This is a genomic window from Rhodopseudomonas sp. BR0M22 (assembly GCF_010907035.1).
GTDB lineage: Bacteria > Pseudomonadota > Alphaproteobacteria > Rhizobiales > Xanthobacteraceae > Rhodopseudomonas.
Genome location: NZ_QUMK01000016.1, coordinates 39175 through 55564, shown reverse-complemented (window position 1 = coordinate 55564; position 16390 = coordinate 39175). Strand labels below are relative to the sequence as shown.

At 65.7% G+C, this 16390-nt stretch carries 13 protein-coding genes and 1 other RNA gene; 11 read left to right on the top strand and 3 right to left on the bottom strand.

Annotated elements, in window-relative coordinates:
- Nucleotides 1-3: 3 nt before the first annotated feature.
- Nucleotides 4-1413 (bottom strand): hypothetical protein, encoded by a 1410-nt coding sequence (locus DY468_RS07315; RefSeq protein ID WP_164603780.1) that lies wholly within the window; start codon nt 1411-1413, stop codon nt 4-6.
- A gap of 90 nt (nt 1414-1503) precedes the next feature.
- Nucleotides 1504-1926, bottom strand: an RNA gene (gene rnpB / locus DY468_RS07310) — RNase P RNA component class A.
- Nucleotides 1927-2079: 153 nt separating this feature from the next.
- Here rnpB and DY468_RS07305 point away from each other — a divergent pair.
- Complete coding sequence (locus tag DY468_RS07305; RefSeq protein ID WP_164603778.1) at nt 2080-2436, top strand: YciI family protein; 357 nt, start codon at nt 2080-2082, stop codon at nt 2434-2436.
- Nucleotides 2437-2443: 7 nt separating this feature from the next.
- Entirely contained in the window at nt 2444-3820 is a 1377-nt protein-coding gene (locus DY468_RS07300) for an RNA polymerase sigma factor (RefSeq protein WP_164603776.1), read from the top strand.
- Here DY468_RS07300 and DY468_RS07295 read toward each other — a convergent pair.
- Nucleotides 3706-4572 carry an N-acetylmuramoyl-L-alanine amidase gene (locus tag DY468_RS07295; RefSeq protein ID WP_164603775.1) on the bottom strand — a complete coding sequence of 289 codons (867 nt, stop codon included), beginning with the start codon at nt 4570-4572 and terminating at the stop codon, nt 3706-3708. The two genes, DY468_RS07300 and DY468_RS07295, sit on opposite strands and share 115 nt — an antisense overlap.
- A 503-nt stretch (nt 4573-5075) precedes the next feature.
- On the opposite strand from DY468_RS07295, the gene rsmH reads away from it, so the two are divergent.
- The 9 genes from rsmH (at nt 5076) to murG (ending at nt 16296) form a co-directional block, all read left to right on the top strand.
- Nucleotides 5076-6074 carry a 16S rRNA (cytosine(1402)-N(4))-methyltransferase RsmH gene (gene rsmH / locus DY468_RS07290; protein ID WP_164603774.1) on the top strand — a complete coding sequence of 333 codons (999 nt, stop codon included), beginning with the start codon at nt 5076-5078 and terminating at the stop codon, nt 6072-6074.
- Complete coding sequence (gene ftsL / locus DY468_RS07285) at nt 6074-6454, top strand: cell division protein FtsL (protein WP_205512117.1); 381 nt, start codon at nt 6074-6076, stop codon at nt 6452-6454. The genes rsmH and ftsL overlap by 1 nt, the downstream gene beginning before the upstream one ends.
- Nucleotides 6455-6465: 11 nt before the next feature.
- The gene (locus DY468_RS07280; protein WP_164603826.1) at nt 6466-8205 is read left to right on the top strand and encodes a peptidoglycan D,D-transpeptidase FtsI family protein; all 1740 of its coding nucleotides are present in this window, start codon (nt 6466-6468) and stop codon (nt 8203-8205) included.
- A gap of 111 nt (nt 8206-8316) precedes the next feature.
- Entirely contained in the window at nt 8317-9774 is a 1458-nt protein-coding gene (locus DY468_RS07275; RefSeq protein WP_164603772.1) for a UDP-N-acetylmuramoyl-L-alanyl-D-glutamate--2,6-diaminopimelate ligase, read from the top strand.
- The gene (locus DY468_RS07270) at nt 9771-11210 is read left to right on the top strand and encodes a UDP-N-acetylmuramoylalanyl-D-glutamyl-2,6-diaminopimelate--D-alanyl-D-alanine ligase (RefSeq protein WP_164603771.1); all 1440 of its coding nucleotides are present in this window, start codon (nt 9771-9773) and stop codon (nt 11208-11210) included. The genes DY468_RS07275 and DY468_RS07270 overlap by 4 nt, the downstream gene beginning before the upstream one ends.
- Nucleotides 11211-11220: 10 nt before the next feature.
- On the top strand, nt 11221-12306 hold the full coding sequence (mraY, locus tag DY468_RS07265) for a phospho-N-acetylmuramoyl-pentapeptide-transferase (protein WP_164603770.1): 1086 nt from the start codon (nt 11221-11223) through the stop codon (nt 12304-12306).
- A 151-nt stretch (nt 12307-12457) separates the two neighbouring features.
- Nucleotides 12458-13855 carry a UDP-N-acetylmuramoyl-L-alanine--D-glutamate ligase gene (gene murD / locus DY468_RS07260; RefSeq protein ID WP_164603768.1) on the top strand — a complete coding sequence of 466 codons (1398 nt, stop codon included), beginning with the start codon at nt 12458-12460 and terminating at the stop codon, nt 13853-13855.
- Nucleotides 13856-14048: 193 nt separating this feature from the next.
- The gene (ftsW, locus tag DY468_RS07255) at nt 14049-15191 is read left to right on the top strand and encodes a putative lipid II flippase FtsW (protein ID WP_164603766.1); all 1143 of its coding nucleotides are present in this window, start codon (nt 14049-14051) and stop codon (nt 15189-15191) included.
- Between the two features lie 4 nt (nt 15192-15195).
- Complete coding sequence (gene murG, locus DY468_RS07250) at nt 15196-16296, top strand: undecaprenyldiphospho-muramoylpentapeptide beta-N-acetylglucosaminyltransferase (protein WP_164603764.1); 1101 nt, start codon at nt 15196-15198, stop codon at nt 16294-16296.
- Nucleotides 16297-16390 lie beyond the last annotated feature (94 nt).

The following is a 16390-nucleotide window of genomic DNA, read 5'->3' as shown; positions in this document are numbered from 1 at the left end:
ATGCTACAGTAAAAATTGCTGCGTCAAGGCAATAACTATTAGCAGAAATGGAAATACAGCCATTCCAAGAATTGTGAAGGGCTTATTCTCGAAATCTAAGTATTGCGACTTAGAGAGTTTGGATGCGCTTCGGAGTATGACGATGCCAAGGAAACTCATCAAGATAGCGCCGTAGTACAAAGCGCACGCCGTGAATGATGTCATGAAAAATGGCGTAATCGGGAAAATTGCGTCTGAAGATGCGGTGCGCATCAGCGTGAAGAGATGTCCTTCAACTGTATTGTCCAGAACCACCCCTGAAGATTCGCACGGCACCTCAAAGTTTTTGCTTCGGTTTTCAATCTCCTTCCATGTGCCGTCAATGCATCGGGCCGAAACCATTACTCCGTCGACAATCTGCTTCAGTGCTTGATTTGTGATTGAGTCTGCGGAGAGGCTTGTTGGTTCTAGAGATACTATATCTAGAAATCCATCTCGCGTGATGTTCGAACGTCGATAGCTTTCGTAATAGAGAGCTTTGAAGAGTCCGATAGTTAGTCTCGGAGTTGGGGCTTCTGCTTCAATTTCAATTCTGGACGGTGTTTCGTTCAGTATTCTTGCGGATTTGTTGATGCGAACTATTTGCTGAGAGGCAACCGAAATGGCGGCTTCTGGATCCTTTGCGTAAACGTAGATCTGTCCTTTCGCCTCGATGTCGTCATCTTTAGTTCCCTCGTCCTTGAGCGGCTTGAACGATACAGCATGCAAGTTTAAGTCGGCGCTAAAGGTCCCGTGGATGGGCTTTGGGACGATGCCCTCAATAAGTTGAGTGAATTTTGGTGAAGTTTCTACCAGTGCAAACTTTACCTTAGTATTGGAAGCTAGAAGTATTTCTGCGCACAACAGAATTGCTGCAGGGAACAAGAAGGTGAATATCGCCAAGGTTACCAGGACGTCGGAGTAGAATGCCACGATGCTTTCGATAGGGCGTCCTTTGTAGGAGGCCATTCTCAGGAAGACAATCGTCTGCACATTGGAGATGTAGTCGATAACAAAATTCGTTGCGAGGAGGACTGTAAACGCTAAGCAGCTTAAATATAGGCTAGGGCCGAGGTTTGAGAATTGCTTCAATGGTTCGCGTTGGAAAGAGAACTGAAGTGCGACGATAACGAGGAAGAATAGGCAAGATAGTGCGCTGGATCGCACAAAGAAGCGGATGCTGAAAAGCTCCTTCCCCAATATCCGAAATAGAAAGCCAGAAAGAAAAATGGATAGAATTTCTTGAAGAGGAATGGATAGGGTCCCTTTCTTGAGCCAGTCAACAGCTTGCCTCTTGAGCGTGGGCGTACTGACATAATCCAAGATTAAGCCGAGCACGATTGTGAGGCCGGCGAGGCTTAAATGTTCAATGATAAATAGTGCAAGATCGATCATGATTCTTAAATCAATCGTCTAGTGTTCGCGTGAGTTCGGCTTTTGGCGTGGTGAAGGGCCCGGCGCATCACGCCGAGCCCTTCACTTATAAGTATCAGCCGGCCTGTAAGCCGGGTTCTGGAGGGCACCGCTTCCTTGCGGAGGCGGTGCGCGACGGCCATTCCTCTGGGACGCTGTTTGCACAGCGCCTCGAGCAACCTACCCGGACGGCGGGTTTGACATCACCCTGCGGAGTTATCGCCCCGAGGAGCGAACTATCCGCGATGCCGTCCCTATTCGGTTTTGCTCCCGGTGGGGTTTACCATGCCGTCCCCGTTGCCGGCGACGCGGTGCGCTCTTACCGCACCTTTTCACCCTTACCGCGCCCCGAAAGGCGAGGCGGTTCGTTCTCTGTGGCACTTTCCCTGGGGTCGCCCCCGCCGGACGTTATCCGGCACCGTATGTCGATGGAGCCCGGACTTTCCTCCCCGGCGGCCTTTCGGCACTTGCCGGAGCGGCCGTCCGGCCGACTGACGCGGCAAGCCATGCGGGCTCGGGCCGCGATCGTCAAGCGCGAAACGTCTCGTGCGCCGGGTCGGAAATATTTTAACGTGGCGCTGTCGTTCCGGGCGCGGCTCGTTCGACCAGATGCCGGCGGATGACGCCGGCAACCAGGAGACGACGGATATGCAGTACCTGTTGATGATCTACGAGAACGAGGCGGAGGCGGAGAAGCTCGAGACCCGGATCAACGGCGAGATGATGAAGGAATACGAGGTCTTCACCCGCGGCATCGTCGAGAGCGGCGCGTTCAAGGCCGGGGACCGGCTGCGGCCGGTGGCGACCGCGACCACGGTGCGGGTGCGCGACGGCAAGACCCTGGTCACCGACGGGCCGTTCGCGGAGACCCGCGAGCAGCTCGGTGGCTATTATCTGATCGAGGCCAAGGATCTCGACGCGGCGCTCGAGATCGCCGCGCGGATCCCGTCGGCGCGCCACGGTTCGGTCGAGGTCCGGCCGATCTGGATGCTGGATCACCGTTGACGCCACGATGACCCCGGCCGAGATCGACATCCTGTTCCGCACCGAGGCGGGGCGCGCGCTGGCGACGCTGATCCGTCTGGTCGGCGATTTCGATCTCGCCGAGGATGCGCTGCAGGACGCCTTCGCAGAGGCGCTGCAGCGCTGGCGGCACGAGCCGCCACTCGGCAATCCGCGCGCCTGGCTGGTGTCGGTCGGTCGCCACAAGGCGATCGACCGCATCCGCCGCAGCGTCGCATTCCGCGGCAAGCAGGATTTGTTGACGCAGCATCTGCTGCTCGACGCCGAACGCGACGGCGACACCGCAGACGCCTCGGCGCTCGACGACGACATGCTGCGGCTGATCTTCACCTGCTGCCATCCCTCGTTCGCGCCGGAGGTGCAGGTGGCGCTGACGCTGCGCACGGTATGCGGGCTGTCGACCGCGGAGGTGGCGCGCGCCTTTCTGGTCGGCGAGGAGGCGATGGCGCAGCGGCTGGTGCGCGCCAAGCAGAAGATCCGGCTGGCCGGCATTCCCTACGAGGTGCCGGCGCGCGACCAGCTCGCGCCGCGGCTGAGCGGCGTGCTCGCGGTGGTCTATTCGATGTTCACCGAGGGCTATCTGGCGACCTGCGGCGAGCAGTTGATGCGGCACGATCTCGCCGGCGAGGCGATCCGGCTGGCGCGGCTGCTCGACGCGCTGATGCCGGGCCGTCGCGAAATTCGCGGGCTGCTGGCGCTGATGCTGCTGCATCACGCCCGTCGCGCCGGGCGCGCCACCGCCGGCGGCGACATCGTGCTGCTGGAGGAGCAGGACCGCTCGCTGTGGGATCGCGCCGAGATCGCCGAGGGACTGCTTTTGGTCGAGGCCGTGCTGGGCGAGCCGGGCCGGCCGGAGCCCTATGCGGTGCAGGCCGCAATCGCCGCGCTGCATGCCCGCGCCGCCAGCCATCACGACACCGACTGGAAGCAGATCGCCGGGCTGTACGAGGTGCTGCTGCGGATCAGCCCGTCGCCGGTGATCGAACTCAATCACGCCGCGGCGATCGCGATGGTCGACGGCCCGGCGCGGGCGCTGGACCTGATCGACGCGCTCGGCGCCCGCGGCGGGCTGCGCAGCTTCGATCTGCTCCCGGCGGTACGCGCCGATCTGCTGCGCCGGCTCGGACGCCGCGACGAGGCGCGGATTGCGTATCGCGTCGCCTCAGCCGCGACCCAGCTCGAGCCGCTGCGGCGGTTCTTCGCCCGAAGGCTCGCCGAACTCGATGTGTTGGCGGGGGCGGAGGAGAGCGGTCAGCCCAGCGCAGCGACCGCGCGGGCCGCGACCGGGAGCCGGTCGAGCAGCGTGTGCAGCGTTGCCAGTGTCGATGCATCGGCGATGCCGTCGACCTTCTCCGGTCGGAAGTGACGCTGGAAGGCGGTAACGACGTCGGTCGTGGCGCGGTCGTAGCTGCCGCTCACCGGGACGCGGTAGCCGTAATCGGTGAGCGCCTGCTGCATCAGCCGCACTTCCTCGCCCTCGGCGCCTTGCTGCAGTGCCGGCCCCGGCACGATCCGCGCCGGCTCGACCCACAGGCCGACGCCGGAGGCGGCGAGCGAGCGCCACGGGAATTTCTCACCCGGATCCTTCTTGCGCGCCGGTGCGACGTCGGAATGGCCGACCACGCGATGCGGGGGCACGTCGCGGCGCAGGATGATACCGCGGCACAGCGCGATCACCGCCGCGATCTGGCGCAGCGGGTAGTCCGGATAGCCCCAGTCGTGGCCGCTGTTGATGATCTCGATACCGATCGAGCAGGAGTTGATGTCTTCCTCGCCGGCCCAACAGGCGACGCCGGCGTGCCAGGCGCGCTTGGATTCCGGCACGCATTGCAGGATGCGGCCGTCTTCGAGCACCACGTAGTGCGCCGAGACTTCGGTGCCGGCCTTGCACAGCCGGGTCAGCGCGCCTTCGACGTCGGGCATGCCGGTGTAGTGCAGCACGATCATGTCGGGTCGGCGCGCCTTGTTGCGCTCGCCGAAATTCGGCGACGGCAGCACGTCGGACACCATCGACGAGTCGGGCGTGAAGGTCTGCATGGACGCGATGCCCTTGGGCAAAAAGAGGGCGCGTCGACGTTTCGACTCCTGACCAACGGACGCTAACGAACCTGACAACATCGGACGACTCAATACTGGCAGGACCGCGGCGGGAGGCGGAGCGGCGCCGGCTGCAACTTTCGATTTACTATCTGAGTCCCTGTGCTTCCCCGCAACGCGCTGTATTCACGATTTTGCCATTTTCTGTGGACGAGGCCGGGTTTCGCCCATCCTGCCGCGCAGCGAGGGGCAGGGAGCGAGCGCCGTCTCTTCGGACGCGGAATGAGCGGGCATCCGTCAACGGTTTCTTAAGCGTAAGCGCCGTTACTGAGCGGTGAACAGCCGGTGTCAAATTGCCGGCAATATCTCCTGTGACGCCCCATAAGCCGATGGAAATCCATCAGATTTCTTGCGGAGAGCCAAGTTCGTCGGTCGCTTCGGCCGGCTGGCACGGCGCTCTGTCGGTGGATTGGGACGAGGCGAGGCACGATGGGCCGATTGCCCTGCAGCAAGCCGACGATCAGCTCGGCCGGTTTTCGCGCGATGCGGACCGGACGTGGCCTCAGCGCGGCCGGGGCCATCGCATGAGCCATTCCGGCGCACGCCATATTCCGGTGCTCGGGCCCGAAGCGGTCGGACTGCTCGCGCCGCGCGACGGCGGCGTCTATGTCGACGGCACGTTCGGGGCCGGCGGCTATACGCGGCTGATCCTGCAGACCCCCGGCAGCCGCGTGATCGCGATCGACCGCGATCCGACTGCGATCGCCGGCGGTGCCGATCTGGTGGCTGAAGCCGGCGGCCGGCTGACGCTGGTGCACGACCGGTTCTCCAATCTCGCCGAGATCTGCGCCGCGCAGGGCGCCGATACCGTCGATGGCGTGGTCATGGACATCGGCGTGTCGTCGATGCAGCTCGACCAGGCCGAGCGCGGCTTCTCGTTCCGGTTCGACGGGCCGCTCGACATGCGGATGGGGCGGGACGGGCCGAGCGCGGCCGATGTCGTCGCCCGCGCATCCGAACCCGATCTCGCCAACATCATCTACATCTTCGGCGAAGAGCGCTATTCACGCCACATCGCCCGCGCCATCGTGGCGGCGCGTAGCGAGGCGCCGATCACCACCACCAAGGCGCTCGCCGACATCGTCGCCAAAGTGGTGCGCGCCAAGCCCGGTGAAATCCATCCGGCGACCCGCACGTTTCAGGGCCTGCGGATCTTCGTCAACGAAGAGCTCGACGAACTACATCAGGCGCTCGACGCCGCCGAGCGCGCGCTGAAGCCGGGCGGCCGGCTGGCGGTGGTGTCGTTCCATTCGCTGGAAGACCGCATCGTCAAAACCTTCCTCACTGCGCGCAGCAAGACCGGCGGCGGCTCGCGCCATCTGCCGGAGCTGGCGCAGGCGGCGCCGAGCTTTACGCTGCTCGGCAAGCGGCCGATCGTCGCCGGCGATGCCGAAGTCGCGGCCAATCCGCGGGCGCGCTCGGCCAAGCTGCGCGGCGCCGAACGCACCGCAGCGCCGGCACACCCCACCGGCGATCTGCCGGGATGGCCGACGCTCGCCAGCGTGATGAGGGCCGGCCGATGATGCGCCTCGTGCATGTGCTGGTCATCGGCATGCTGGTGTTTGCTGCGGCCTATGTGTACCGTATCAAGCTGGAATCCACCGTGCGGACCGAGAAGGTGCTGCAGCTCCATGCCGAGCTGCGCAAGGAGCGCGAGGCGATTGCCCGGCTGCGCGCCGAATGGGCCAAGCTGGATTCGCCCGGCCGGCTGCAGGGCCTTGCTGCCCGCCACCTCAAACTGAAGCCGGTGACCGCGCGTCAGTTCGATGCGTTGAAGAGCCTTCCCGAGCGTCCGCCGGCCGTCGTCGATCCCAACGCTCCCGATCCGATCGCCTCGATGATCGAAAAGATCGATCCCGACATGGTCACCGGCTCTCTGCCGGCTCCGGAGCCCGCCCAGTGACAGATTCCACGATGCCGCTCGTCGGCCACCACATCAAATGGCGTCAGCGCCTGATCCGCAGCCTGATTTACGGCAGCGAGGTCGATCGCGACGCCAAGGCGCGGGCGCGTGTCGGGCTGGCGATGATCGCGTTCGCGGTGGTGTACGGCGTGATAGCGTTCAAGCTGGTGATGATCGCGGTGGTCGGGGACGGCCACGGTTCGCGGCGCGGCGGGTCTCAGGATGCGGTCGCCACCGCGCGGCCCGACATCGTCGATCGCAACGGACAGATCCTCGCCACCGACGTGAAAACGCCGTCGCTGTTCGGCGAGCCGCGCCGGATCATCGACCAGGACGAAGCGGTGGAGCTGCTCACCGCGACGCTGCCCGACCTCGAAACTCAGGAGGTCCGCGAGCGGCTGGCGTCGAAGAAGGGCTTCGTCTGGCTGAAGCGCGAAATCACGCCGCGCCAGCAGGCCGAGATCAAGAAGCTGGGCATTCCCGGCATCGGCTTCCTGCGCGAGAACAAGCGCGTCTATCCGAACGCTGCCGAGGTTTCGCACCTGATCGGTCTGGTCAACATCGACAACCAGGGCATCGCCGGCATCGAGAAGTGGCTCGACACCAATGGCCTCGCCGATCTGCACCGCGCCGGCTTCGCATCCGACCGGATGCAGCGGCCGATCGAGCTGGCGCTCGACGTCCGCGTCGAGCATGCGCTGCGCGACGAACTGATGAAGGCCAAGGAGAAGTTCAGCGCCAAGGCGGCGTCCGGCCTGGTCTCCGACGTCAACACCGGCGAGATCGTCGCCATGGTGTCGCTGCCGGACTTCGATCCGAACAATCCGAAAGAGGCTAACGACCCCGACCGCATCAACCGGCTCACCACCGGCGTCTACGAGATGGGCTCGACCTTCAAGACGCTGACGCTGGCGATGGCGCTGGACAGCGGCAAGGCGACGCTGAGCTCGATGTACGATGCGCGCGGTCCGCTGCAATACGGCAAGTTCAAGATCCACGACGATCACCGGATGGGACGCTTCATCTCGCTGCCGGAAGTCTTCACCTATTCGTCCAACGTCGGCGCGGCGCGGATCGCGCTGGCTCAGGGCGTCGAGGCGCACAAGGCGTTCCTGAAGAAGATCGGCCAGCTCGACCGGCTGCGCACCGAGCTGCCGGAAAGCGCCTCGCCGCTGGTGCCGAAGCGCTGGGGCGAACTCAACACCATCACCATCTCGTTCGGTCACGGCATCGCGGTGGCGCCGTTGCAGGCGGTGATGGGCATCAACGCGATGGTCAACGGCGGCTATCTGATTCCGCCGACCTTCCTGAAGCGCACCCACGAGGAGGCGATGAAGGTGGCCAAGCGGGTGATCAAGCCGGACACCAGCGACAAGATCCGCTACCTGATGCGGCTCAACGCCGAGGTCGGTACCGCGCGTCAGGCCGAGCAGATCGCCAAGGGATACTATCTTGGCGGCAAGACCGGCACCTCCGAGAAGGTCATCAACGGCCGCTACGCCAAGAAGCAGGTGCTGAACTCGTTCACCGCCATCCTGCCGGCCGACAAGCCGAAATACCAGGTGCTGGTGATGCTGGACGAGCCGAAGGCGCTGCCGGAGACTCACGGTTTCATCACCTCCGGCTGGAACGCAGTGCCGACCGGCGGCAAGGTGATCGAGCGAATCGCGCCGCTGCTCGGGATCGAGCCGCGGTTCGATTTGCCGCCGCCGGACCGCCTCATTCTTGCGGCATCGCGGGGCGGTCAGTAACGCCGGTTCGGCCGGGCGGGGCGCGTGGCCGCCGAGTTGCGCTGCGCCCCGCTTGCGCTAAAAGCCTCTCAGGCGTGAGAACATCTGTCTCGAATCGGACGCCCGAGGACCATGAAGCTCCGCGATCTCTTCAGCGACGAGGCCGAGATTGCCGCGTCTGCGGCCGACGTCGCCATCGGCGGGATCGCCGTCGACAGCCGCGCGGTGAAACCGGGCGACCTGTTCTTCGCGCTCGCCGGCGCCAGGACCGACGGCGCACGCTTTGTCGCGGCGGCGGTTGCGGCCGGTGCGGTGGCGATCGCAGGCGACCATCGGCCCGAGGATGACCTCGCGGTGCCGTTCGTGCGGCTTGCCAATCCGCGCCTGGCGCTGGCGCTGGCCGCGGCGCGGTTCTACCCGCGCCAGCCCGAGGTGATCGCCGCGGTCACCGGCACCAGCGGCAAGACCTCGGTCGCGGCCTTCACCCGGCAGATCTGGCAGCGGCTCGGCCATGCCTCCGCCAGCATCGGCACGATCGGTCTCGTCACGCCGACGCGCAGCGTCTACGGCTCGCTGACGACGCCGGACCCGATCGCGCTGCATCGCTCGCTCGACGAGATCGCGGGCGAGGGCATCACCCATCTGGCGCTGGAAGCCTCGTCGCACGGGCTCGATCAGTTCCGCCTCGACGGCGTTCGCGTCGCCGCCGGCGGCTTCACCAATCTGTCGCGCGACCATATGGATTATCACCCCGACGTCGCGCACTATCTGAATGCCAAACTGCGGCTGTTCCGCAATCTGGTGCAGGACGGCGGCTCGGCGGTGATCTCCGCCGATCACGACTGTTCGGCGCAAGTCATCGAAGCGGCGCGTCAGCGCGGGCTGCGGCTGATCACCATCGGCCGCAACGGTGATCCGGACGCGGGGATCAAGTTGATCGACGCCGTGGTCGATGGCTTCGCGCAGCGGCTCACGATCGAGCATGCGGGGCGGCGCTACAGCATCAAGCTGCCGCTGGTCGGCGAATTCCAGATCGAGAACGCTCTGGTGTCGGCCGGCCTCGTGATCGGCACCGGCGGCGATGCGGCGGCGAGCTTTGCTGCGCTCGAACATCTCGAAGGCGCGCCCGGCCGGCTCGACTTGGTCGGAGCCCGCAATGGCGCGCCGGTGTTCGTCGACTACGCACATAAGCCGGATGCGCTCGCCAAGACGCTGCAGGCGCTGCGGCCTTATGCCAAGCGCCAGCTGGTGGTGGTGTTCGGCGCCGGCGGTGACCGCGACACCGGCAAGCGGCCGCTGATGGGCGCAATCGCCGCCGAGAACGCCGATGCGGTGATCGTCACCGACGACAATCCGCGCAGCGAAGATCCCGCCGCGATCCGCGCCGCGATCCTCGCTGCCGCGCCCGGGGCGCGCGAGATCGGCGACCGCGCCGAGGCGATCCGCACCGCGATCGGCGAATTGCAGCCCGGCGACGCGCTGGTGATTGCCGGCAAGGGACACGAGGTTGGGCAGATCGTGGGCGACACGGTGCTGCATTTCAGTGATCACGAAGCCGCGCACGCGGCGTTGTCAGCGAGCGCCGCATGAGCACAGACCCGTTATGGACCTCCGACGCGATGGCGGAGGCGATGGTCGCCACGCGTAGCGGAACGCTGCCGCGCGATGTGTTCGGCATCTCGATCGACAGCCGCACGCTGGCGCCGGGGGATGCGTACTTCGCGATCAAAGGCGATGTCCACGATGGCCATGATTTCGTCGCTGCGGCGCTCAATGCCGGGGCCGCGCTGGCGGTGGTCGAGAAGGCGCAGCGCGACAAGTTCGCCGCCGACGCGCCGCTCTTGGTCGTCGACGACGTGCTCGAGGGTCTGCGCCGGCTCGGCATCGCGGCGCGCTCGCGCCTGACCGCCAAAGTCATCGCGGTCACCGGCTCGGTCGGCAAGACTTCCACCAAGGAGGCCTTGCGCGCTGTGCTCGGAGCGCAAGGCCTCACCCACGCCTCGGTGGCGTCGTTCAACAATCATTGGGGTGTGCCGCTGACGCTGGCGCGCTGTCCGGCGAGCGTGGACTACGCGGTGTTCGAGATCGGCATGAACCATGCCGGCGAGATCGAACCTCTGGTGAAGATGGTACGGCCGCACATCGCCATCATCACCACGGTCGAACCGGTGCATCTGGAATTCTTTTCCGGCATCGAGGGCATTGCCGATGCCAAATCGGAGATCTTCTTGGGATTGGAGCCCGGCGGCATCGCGGTGCTCAATCGCGACAACCCGATGTTCGACCGGCTCAGCACCAACGCGCTACGCGCCAATGTCGGACGCATCGTCACTTTCGGCGCTGACCCGTCCGCCGATGCGCGGCTGCTCGACGTCGCGCTGCATGCCGATTGCTCGGCGGTGCACGCCCGCATTGTCGGCCACGACGTCACCTACAAGGTCGGCATGCCGGGCCGCCACATGGCGATGAATTCCCTGGCGGTGCTGGCTGCGGCGGAGCTGGCCGGTGCCGACCTCGCGCTCGCCGCGCTGGCGATGTCGCAGGTTCAGCCTGCCGCAGGCCGTGGCGCGCGCAGGACGCTTTGGATCGGCGCCGACGAAGCGATGCTGATCGACGAAAGTTACAACGCCAATCCGGCGTCGATGGCGGCTGCGCTCGGCGTGCTCGGCCGCGCCGAGATCGGGCTGCAGGGGCGGCGGATCGCAGTGCTCGGCGACATGCTCGAACTCGGCCCGACCGGGCCGGAGCTGCATCGCGGGCTGGTGGAGGCGGTGCGCACGCACGGCATCGACCTGGTGTTCTGCTGCGGACCGTTGATGCGCAATTTGTGGGACGCCCTTTCCTCCGGCAAACGAGGGGGCTATGCAGGCGACGCGGCCGGGCTCGAATCCCAGGTCGTCGCCGCGCTCAGAGCCGGCGACGCCGTGATGGTGAAGGGTTCGCTCGGATCCCGCATGAAAACGATTGTCACCGCGCTCGAGAAGCGCTTCCCCGGCAAGGCCGCGCGCGACGACGCTGCGGTGTAAGGCGGCTTGAATGCTTTATTGGCTGATCGACCTCTCCGGCTCGTTTCCTGCGTTCAACGTCTTCCGCTACATCACTTTCCGCACCGGCGGCGCGATGGTGACCGGGGCGCTGTTCGTGTTCATGTTCGGGCCTTGGATCATCGACAATCTGCGGCTGCGCCAGGGCAAGGGCCAGCCGATCCGCACCGACGGCCCGCAATCGCATCTGGTTTCGAAGAAGGGCACGCCGACGATGGGCGGCCTGATGATCCTGTCGGGGCTGACGGTCGGCACCGTGCTGTGGGCCAATCCGCTCAATCCTTATGTGTGGATTGTGCTGGCGGTGACGCTCGGCTTCGGCTTCGTCGGCTTCTACGACGACTACATGAAAGTCACCAAGCAGACCCATGCCGGCATCTCCGGCCGCACCCGGCTGCTGATCGAATTCACCATCGCCGCTGCGGCCTGTTTCGCGCTGGTGTGGCTCGGCCGTGCGCCGTTGTCGAGTTCGCTGGTGATCCCGTTCTTCAAGGAAGTGATGATCAATCTCGGCTGGGCGTTCGTGGCGTTCGGCGCGTTCGTGGTGGTCGGCGCCGGCAATGCGGTGAACCTGACCGACGGCCTCGACGGCCTCGCGATCGTGCCGGTGATGATCGCCGCCGCCAGCTTCGGGCTGATCTCGTATCTGGCCGGCAACGCGGTTTTCGCCGAATATCTGCAGATCAACTACGTCGCCGGCACGGGCGAACTGTCGGTGCTGTGCGGCGCGCTGCTCGGCGCCGGGCTCGGATTCCTGTGGTTCAACGCGCCGCCGGCCTCGATCTTCATGGGCGATACCGGCTCGCTGGCGCTCGGCGGCATGCTCGGCTCGATCGCGGTGGCGGTGAAGCACGAGATCGTGCTCGCGGTGATCGGCGGCCTGTTCGTGCTCGAAGCGGTGTCGGTGATTGTGCAGGTCGCCTCGTTCAAGCTCACCGGCAAGCGCGTGTTCAAGATGGCGCCGATCCACCACCACTTCGAACAGAAGGGCTGGACCGAGCCGCAGATCGTGATCCGGTTCTGGATCATCGCCGTGATGCTGGCGCTCGCCGGCCTGTCGACGCTGAAGTTGCGGTGACGTTGTTGATACGATTCCATCGGCACAACCTCGTCCTGAGGAGCGGCCCGCAGGGCCGCGTCTCGAAGGATGTGCCAAACAATCATCCTTCGAGACGCCCGCTGGCGCGCGCTCCTCAGGATGAGGTCGTCCTTGTAGTCGGAGCGTCGGCATGATCCCCGTCACCACTTTCGCAGGCCGCTCGGTCGCGGTGTTCGGGCTCGGCGGGTCTGGGCTGGCGAGCTGTCATGCGCTCAAAGCCGGCGGCGCCGAAGTGATTGCGTGCGACGACAATCTCGACCGCATGGTCGAGGCGGCGCAGGCCGGCTTCGTCACCGCGGATCTGCGCAATCTGTCGTGGGTCAATTTCGATGCGCTGGTGCTCACCCCCGGCGTGCCGCTGACGCATCCGGCGCCGCATTGGACCGTGCTGAAGGCGCAGGAGGCCGGCGTCGAAGTGATCGGCGACGTGGAGCTGTTCTGCCGCGAGCGCAAGGCGCACGCGCCGCACGCGCCGTTCGTCGCCATCACCGGCACCAACGGCAAGTCGACCACCACGGCGCTGATCGCGCATCTGCTGCGCGAGGCCGGCTGGGACACCCAGCTCGGCGGCAATATCGGCACCGCGATTCTGTCGCTGGAGCCGCCGAAGGACGGCCGCGTCCATGTCATCGAGATGTCGTCGTACCAGATCGACCTGACGCCCTCGCTCGACCCGACCGTCGGCATCCTGCTCAACGTCACCGAGGATCACATCGACCGCCACGGCACCATCGAGCACTACGCTGCGGTGAAGGAGCGGCTGGTCGCCGGCGTGCAAGAAGGCGGTACGTCGATCGTCGGCGTCGACGATGAGTTCGGCCGCGCCGCCGCGGACCGGATCGAACGTGCCGGCAAGCGGGTGGTGCGGATGTCGGTCCAGGGGCCGGTCGAGTCTGGGATCACCGCCGATCTCGACGCCATTCGCCGCATCGACGGCGGCGCCTCCAGCGAAGTCGCCAAGCTCGGCGGGATCGGTTCGCTGCGCGGCCTGCACAACGCGCAGAACGCGGCGGCCGCAGCGGCTGCGGTGCTGGCGCTCGGCGTTTCGCCCGAAGTGCTGCAGCGAGGGCTGCGCAGCTTCCCGGGTCTGGCTCACCGGATGGAACAGGTCGGCCGGCAGGGGACGACGCTGTTCGTCAACGACTCCAAGGCGACCAATGCGGATGCCGCTGCCAAGGCGCTGTCGTCGTTCGGCGACATCTTCTGGATCGCCGGCGGCAAGCCGAAGACCGGTGGCATCGAAAGTCTCGCCGAATACTTCCCGCGGATCCGCAAAGCCTATCTGATCGGCGAGGCGGCGGCCGAGTTCTCGACGACGCTGGAGGGGCGGGTGCCCTACGAAATCAGCCGGACGCTGGAGAATGCGGTCCAGGCCGCGGCTCGCGACGCCGCTGCTTCAGGCCTTGCCGAACCGGTGGTGTTGCTGTCGCCGGCCTGCGCGTCGTTCGACCAGTTCCGCAATTTCGAGATCCGTGGCACCAGGTTTCGTGAGCTGGTGACGGCGCTGAATGGCGTTGCGGCGGTGTGAGGCCGGGGGCACTGCGCCGCCTCTCAGACGCCGTCATCGCCCGCCTTCGCGGGGATGACGACGATGGCGGGATGACCGCTGTGCCCCGGAGATACAGACTCTTCCGTTCACATCTCAAATCCGCCTCAAAGCATTAACCCCCTAGCAACCACGTGGGCGCACCAATGGGCGATCTCTTTGCTCAGGATCGCCGATGATCTCCCGTGACCAACGCACCCCATTCAGCGAATGGTGGTGGACCGTCGACCGCGTGCTGCTGGTGGCGCTGATCGCGCTGATGCTGGCCGGCGTGATCCTGTCGCTGGCGGCGTCGCCGCCGGTCGCGACGAGGATCGGGCTCGATCCGTTCCACTTCTTCAACCGGCACGTCCTGTTCCTGTTTCCGTCGATCGTGGTGCTGATCGGGGTGTCGTTCCTGTCGCCGCGGCAGATCCGGCGCTCGGCGCTGGTCGTGTTCGCGCTGTCGGTCGCGCTGATCGTAGCCACGCTCCTGATCGGGCCGGAAGTGAAGGGCGCGCGGCGCTGGATCACGCTTGTCGGCATCAACATTCAGGCCTCGGAAATCGCCAAGCCGTCGTTCGTTATCCTCGCCGCGTGGCTGTTCTCCGAAGCGGCGCGGCGGCCGGAAATGCCGGCGACCTCGATGGCGATGATGCTGCTGCTGACGCTGGTGTCGCTGCTGGTGATGGAGCCGGATTTCGGCCAGACCATGCTGATCACCATGGTCTGGGGCTCGCTGTTCTTCATCGCCGGGATGCGCGTGATTTGGGTATTCGGGCTTGGCGCCACCGCGGCGGGCGGCTTGTTCGCCGCCTATCTGCTGGTACCGCACGTCGCCGGCCGTATCAAGCGGTTCATGAATCCGGCCTCCGGCGACACCTTCCAGGTCGACATGGCGAGCGAGGCGTTCAGCAATGGCGGCTGGTTCGGCCTCGGGCCGGGCGAGGGCATCGCAAAACGCAGCCTGCCGGACAGCCATACCGATTTCGTGTTCGCCGTCGCCGGCGAAGAATTCGGCATCGTGCTGTGTCTGGCGCTGCTGGCGTTGTTCGCCTTCATCGTGCTGCGGACGCTGTCGCGGGCCTATCGCAGCGAGGATCTGTTCTCGCGCTTCGCCGCGTCGGGACTGGCGATCCTGTTCGGCATTCAGGCCGGGATCAATATGGCGGTGAACCTGCAACTGATCCCCGCCAAGGGCATGACGCTGCCGTTCATCTCCTATGGCGGCTCGTCGATGGTGTCGCTGGCTTACGGCGTCGGGATGATGCTGGCGCTGACGCGGCAGCGGCCCAAGACCGAGGTCAATGCGATCGAGGCGGCGGGAAGCTACGCGTGAGGCCATGACCGACGCACCTTTGATCCTGCTCGCCGCCGGCGGCACCGGCGGCCATCTGTTCCCGGCCGAAGCGCTCGGCGTGGTGCTGATCCGCCGCGGCTATCGCGTCCGCCTGGTCACCGACCATCGCGCCACCCGCTACAGCGGGCTGTTCAGCGCCGAGATGACCGACGTGGTGCCGAGCGAGACGGTGCGCGGCCGTACCCCATGGGCGCTTGCACGCACCGGTCTGAAACTCGCGACCGGCGCGCTGCTCGCCTTCAACCTGATCGGGCGGCTGAAGCCAGCTGCGGTGGTCGGGTTTGGCGGCTATCCGACGCTGCCGCCGCTGCTCGCCGCGACCTGGCGCAAAGTGCCGACGCTGATCCACGAGCAGAACGCGGTGATGGGCCGTGCCAACCGCTTCCTCGCGCCGCGGGTCGACGCCATCGCCACCGGCTTTCCCGGCCACGAGACTGCGTGGCCGGCGCTGGCCGCGAAGATCACCAATACAGGTAACCCGATCCGGCCGGCGGTCGCCGATGCCGCGAACGTCGCCTACGATCCGCCGGCTGCCGGCGGGCCGCTGCGGGTGCTGGTATTCGGTGGCAGCCAGGGCGCCCGGGTGATGGCGGACATCGTGCCGCCGGCGCTGGAGAAGCTCGATCCGGCGCTGCTGGCCCGGCTGGTGCTGACCCAGCAGGTCCGCGACGAGGACATGGGGCGCGTTCGCGCGGTCTATGACCGCTTGAAGCTCAATTGCGAACTGGCGCCGTTCTTCACCGATCTGCCGCAGCGGCTGGCGACGAGCCAGCTCGTGGTGTCGCGCTCCGGCGCCGGCACCGTCGCCGAACTCGCGGCGATCGGCCGGCCAGGCATCCTGGTGCCGCTGCCCGGTGCGCTCGATCAGGACCAGTTCGCCAATGCCGGCGTGCTGACCGCAGCCGGTGGTGCGATCCGTATCGTTCAACCGGATTTTACTCCGGATCGTCTGGCTGCCGACATCGCCGCGCTGGCCGCCGATCCGGCCAAATTGGCCCAAATGGCCGCTTCTGCCCGCCAAATCGGCCGTCTGGATGCCGCAGAACGGCTCGCCGACGTGGTCGGACGGGTCGCGCGGGCCTAGCTCCGCTCAAGGAAAACGTCGCAACGGCGCATTTGCCGGACTTGTCCCGGCCATCCCCGTCTTGCATGAAGTGACCCTGAATCGCGAATGCCCT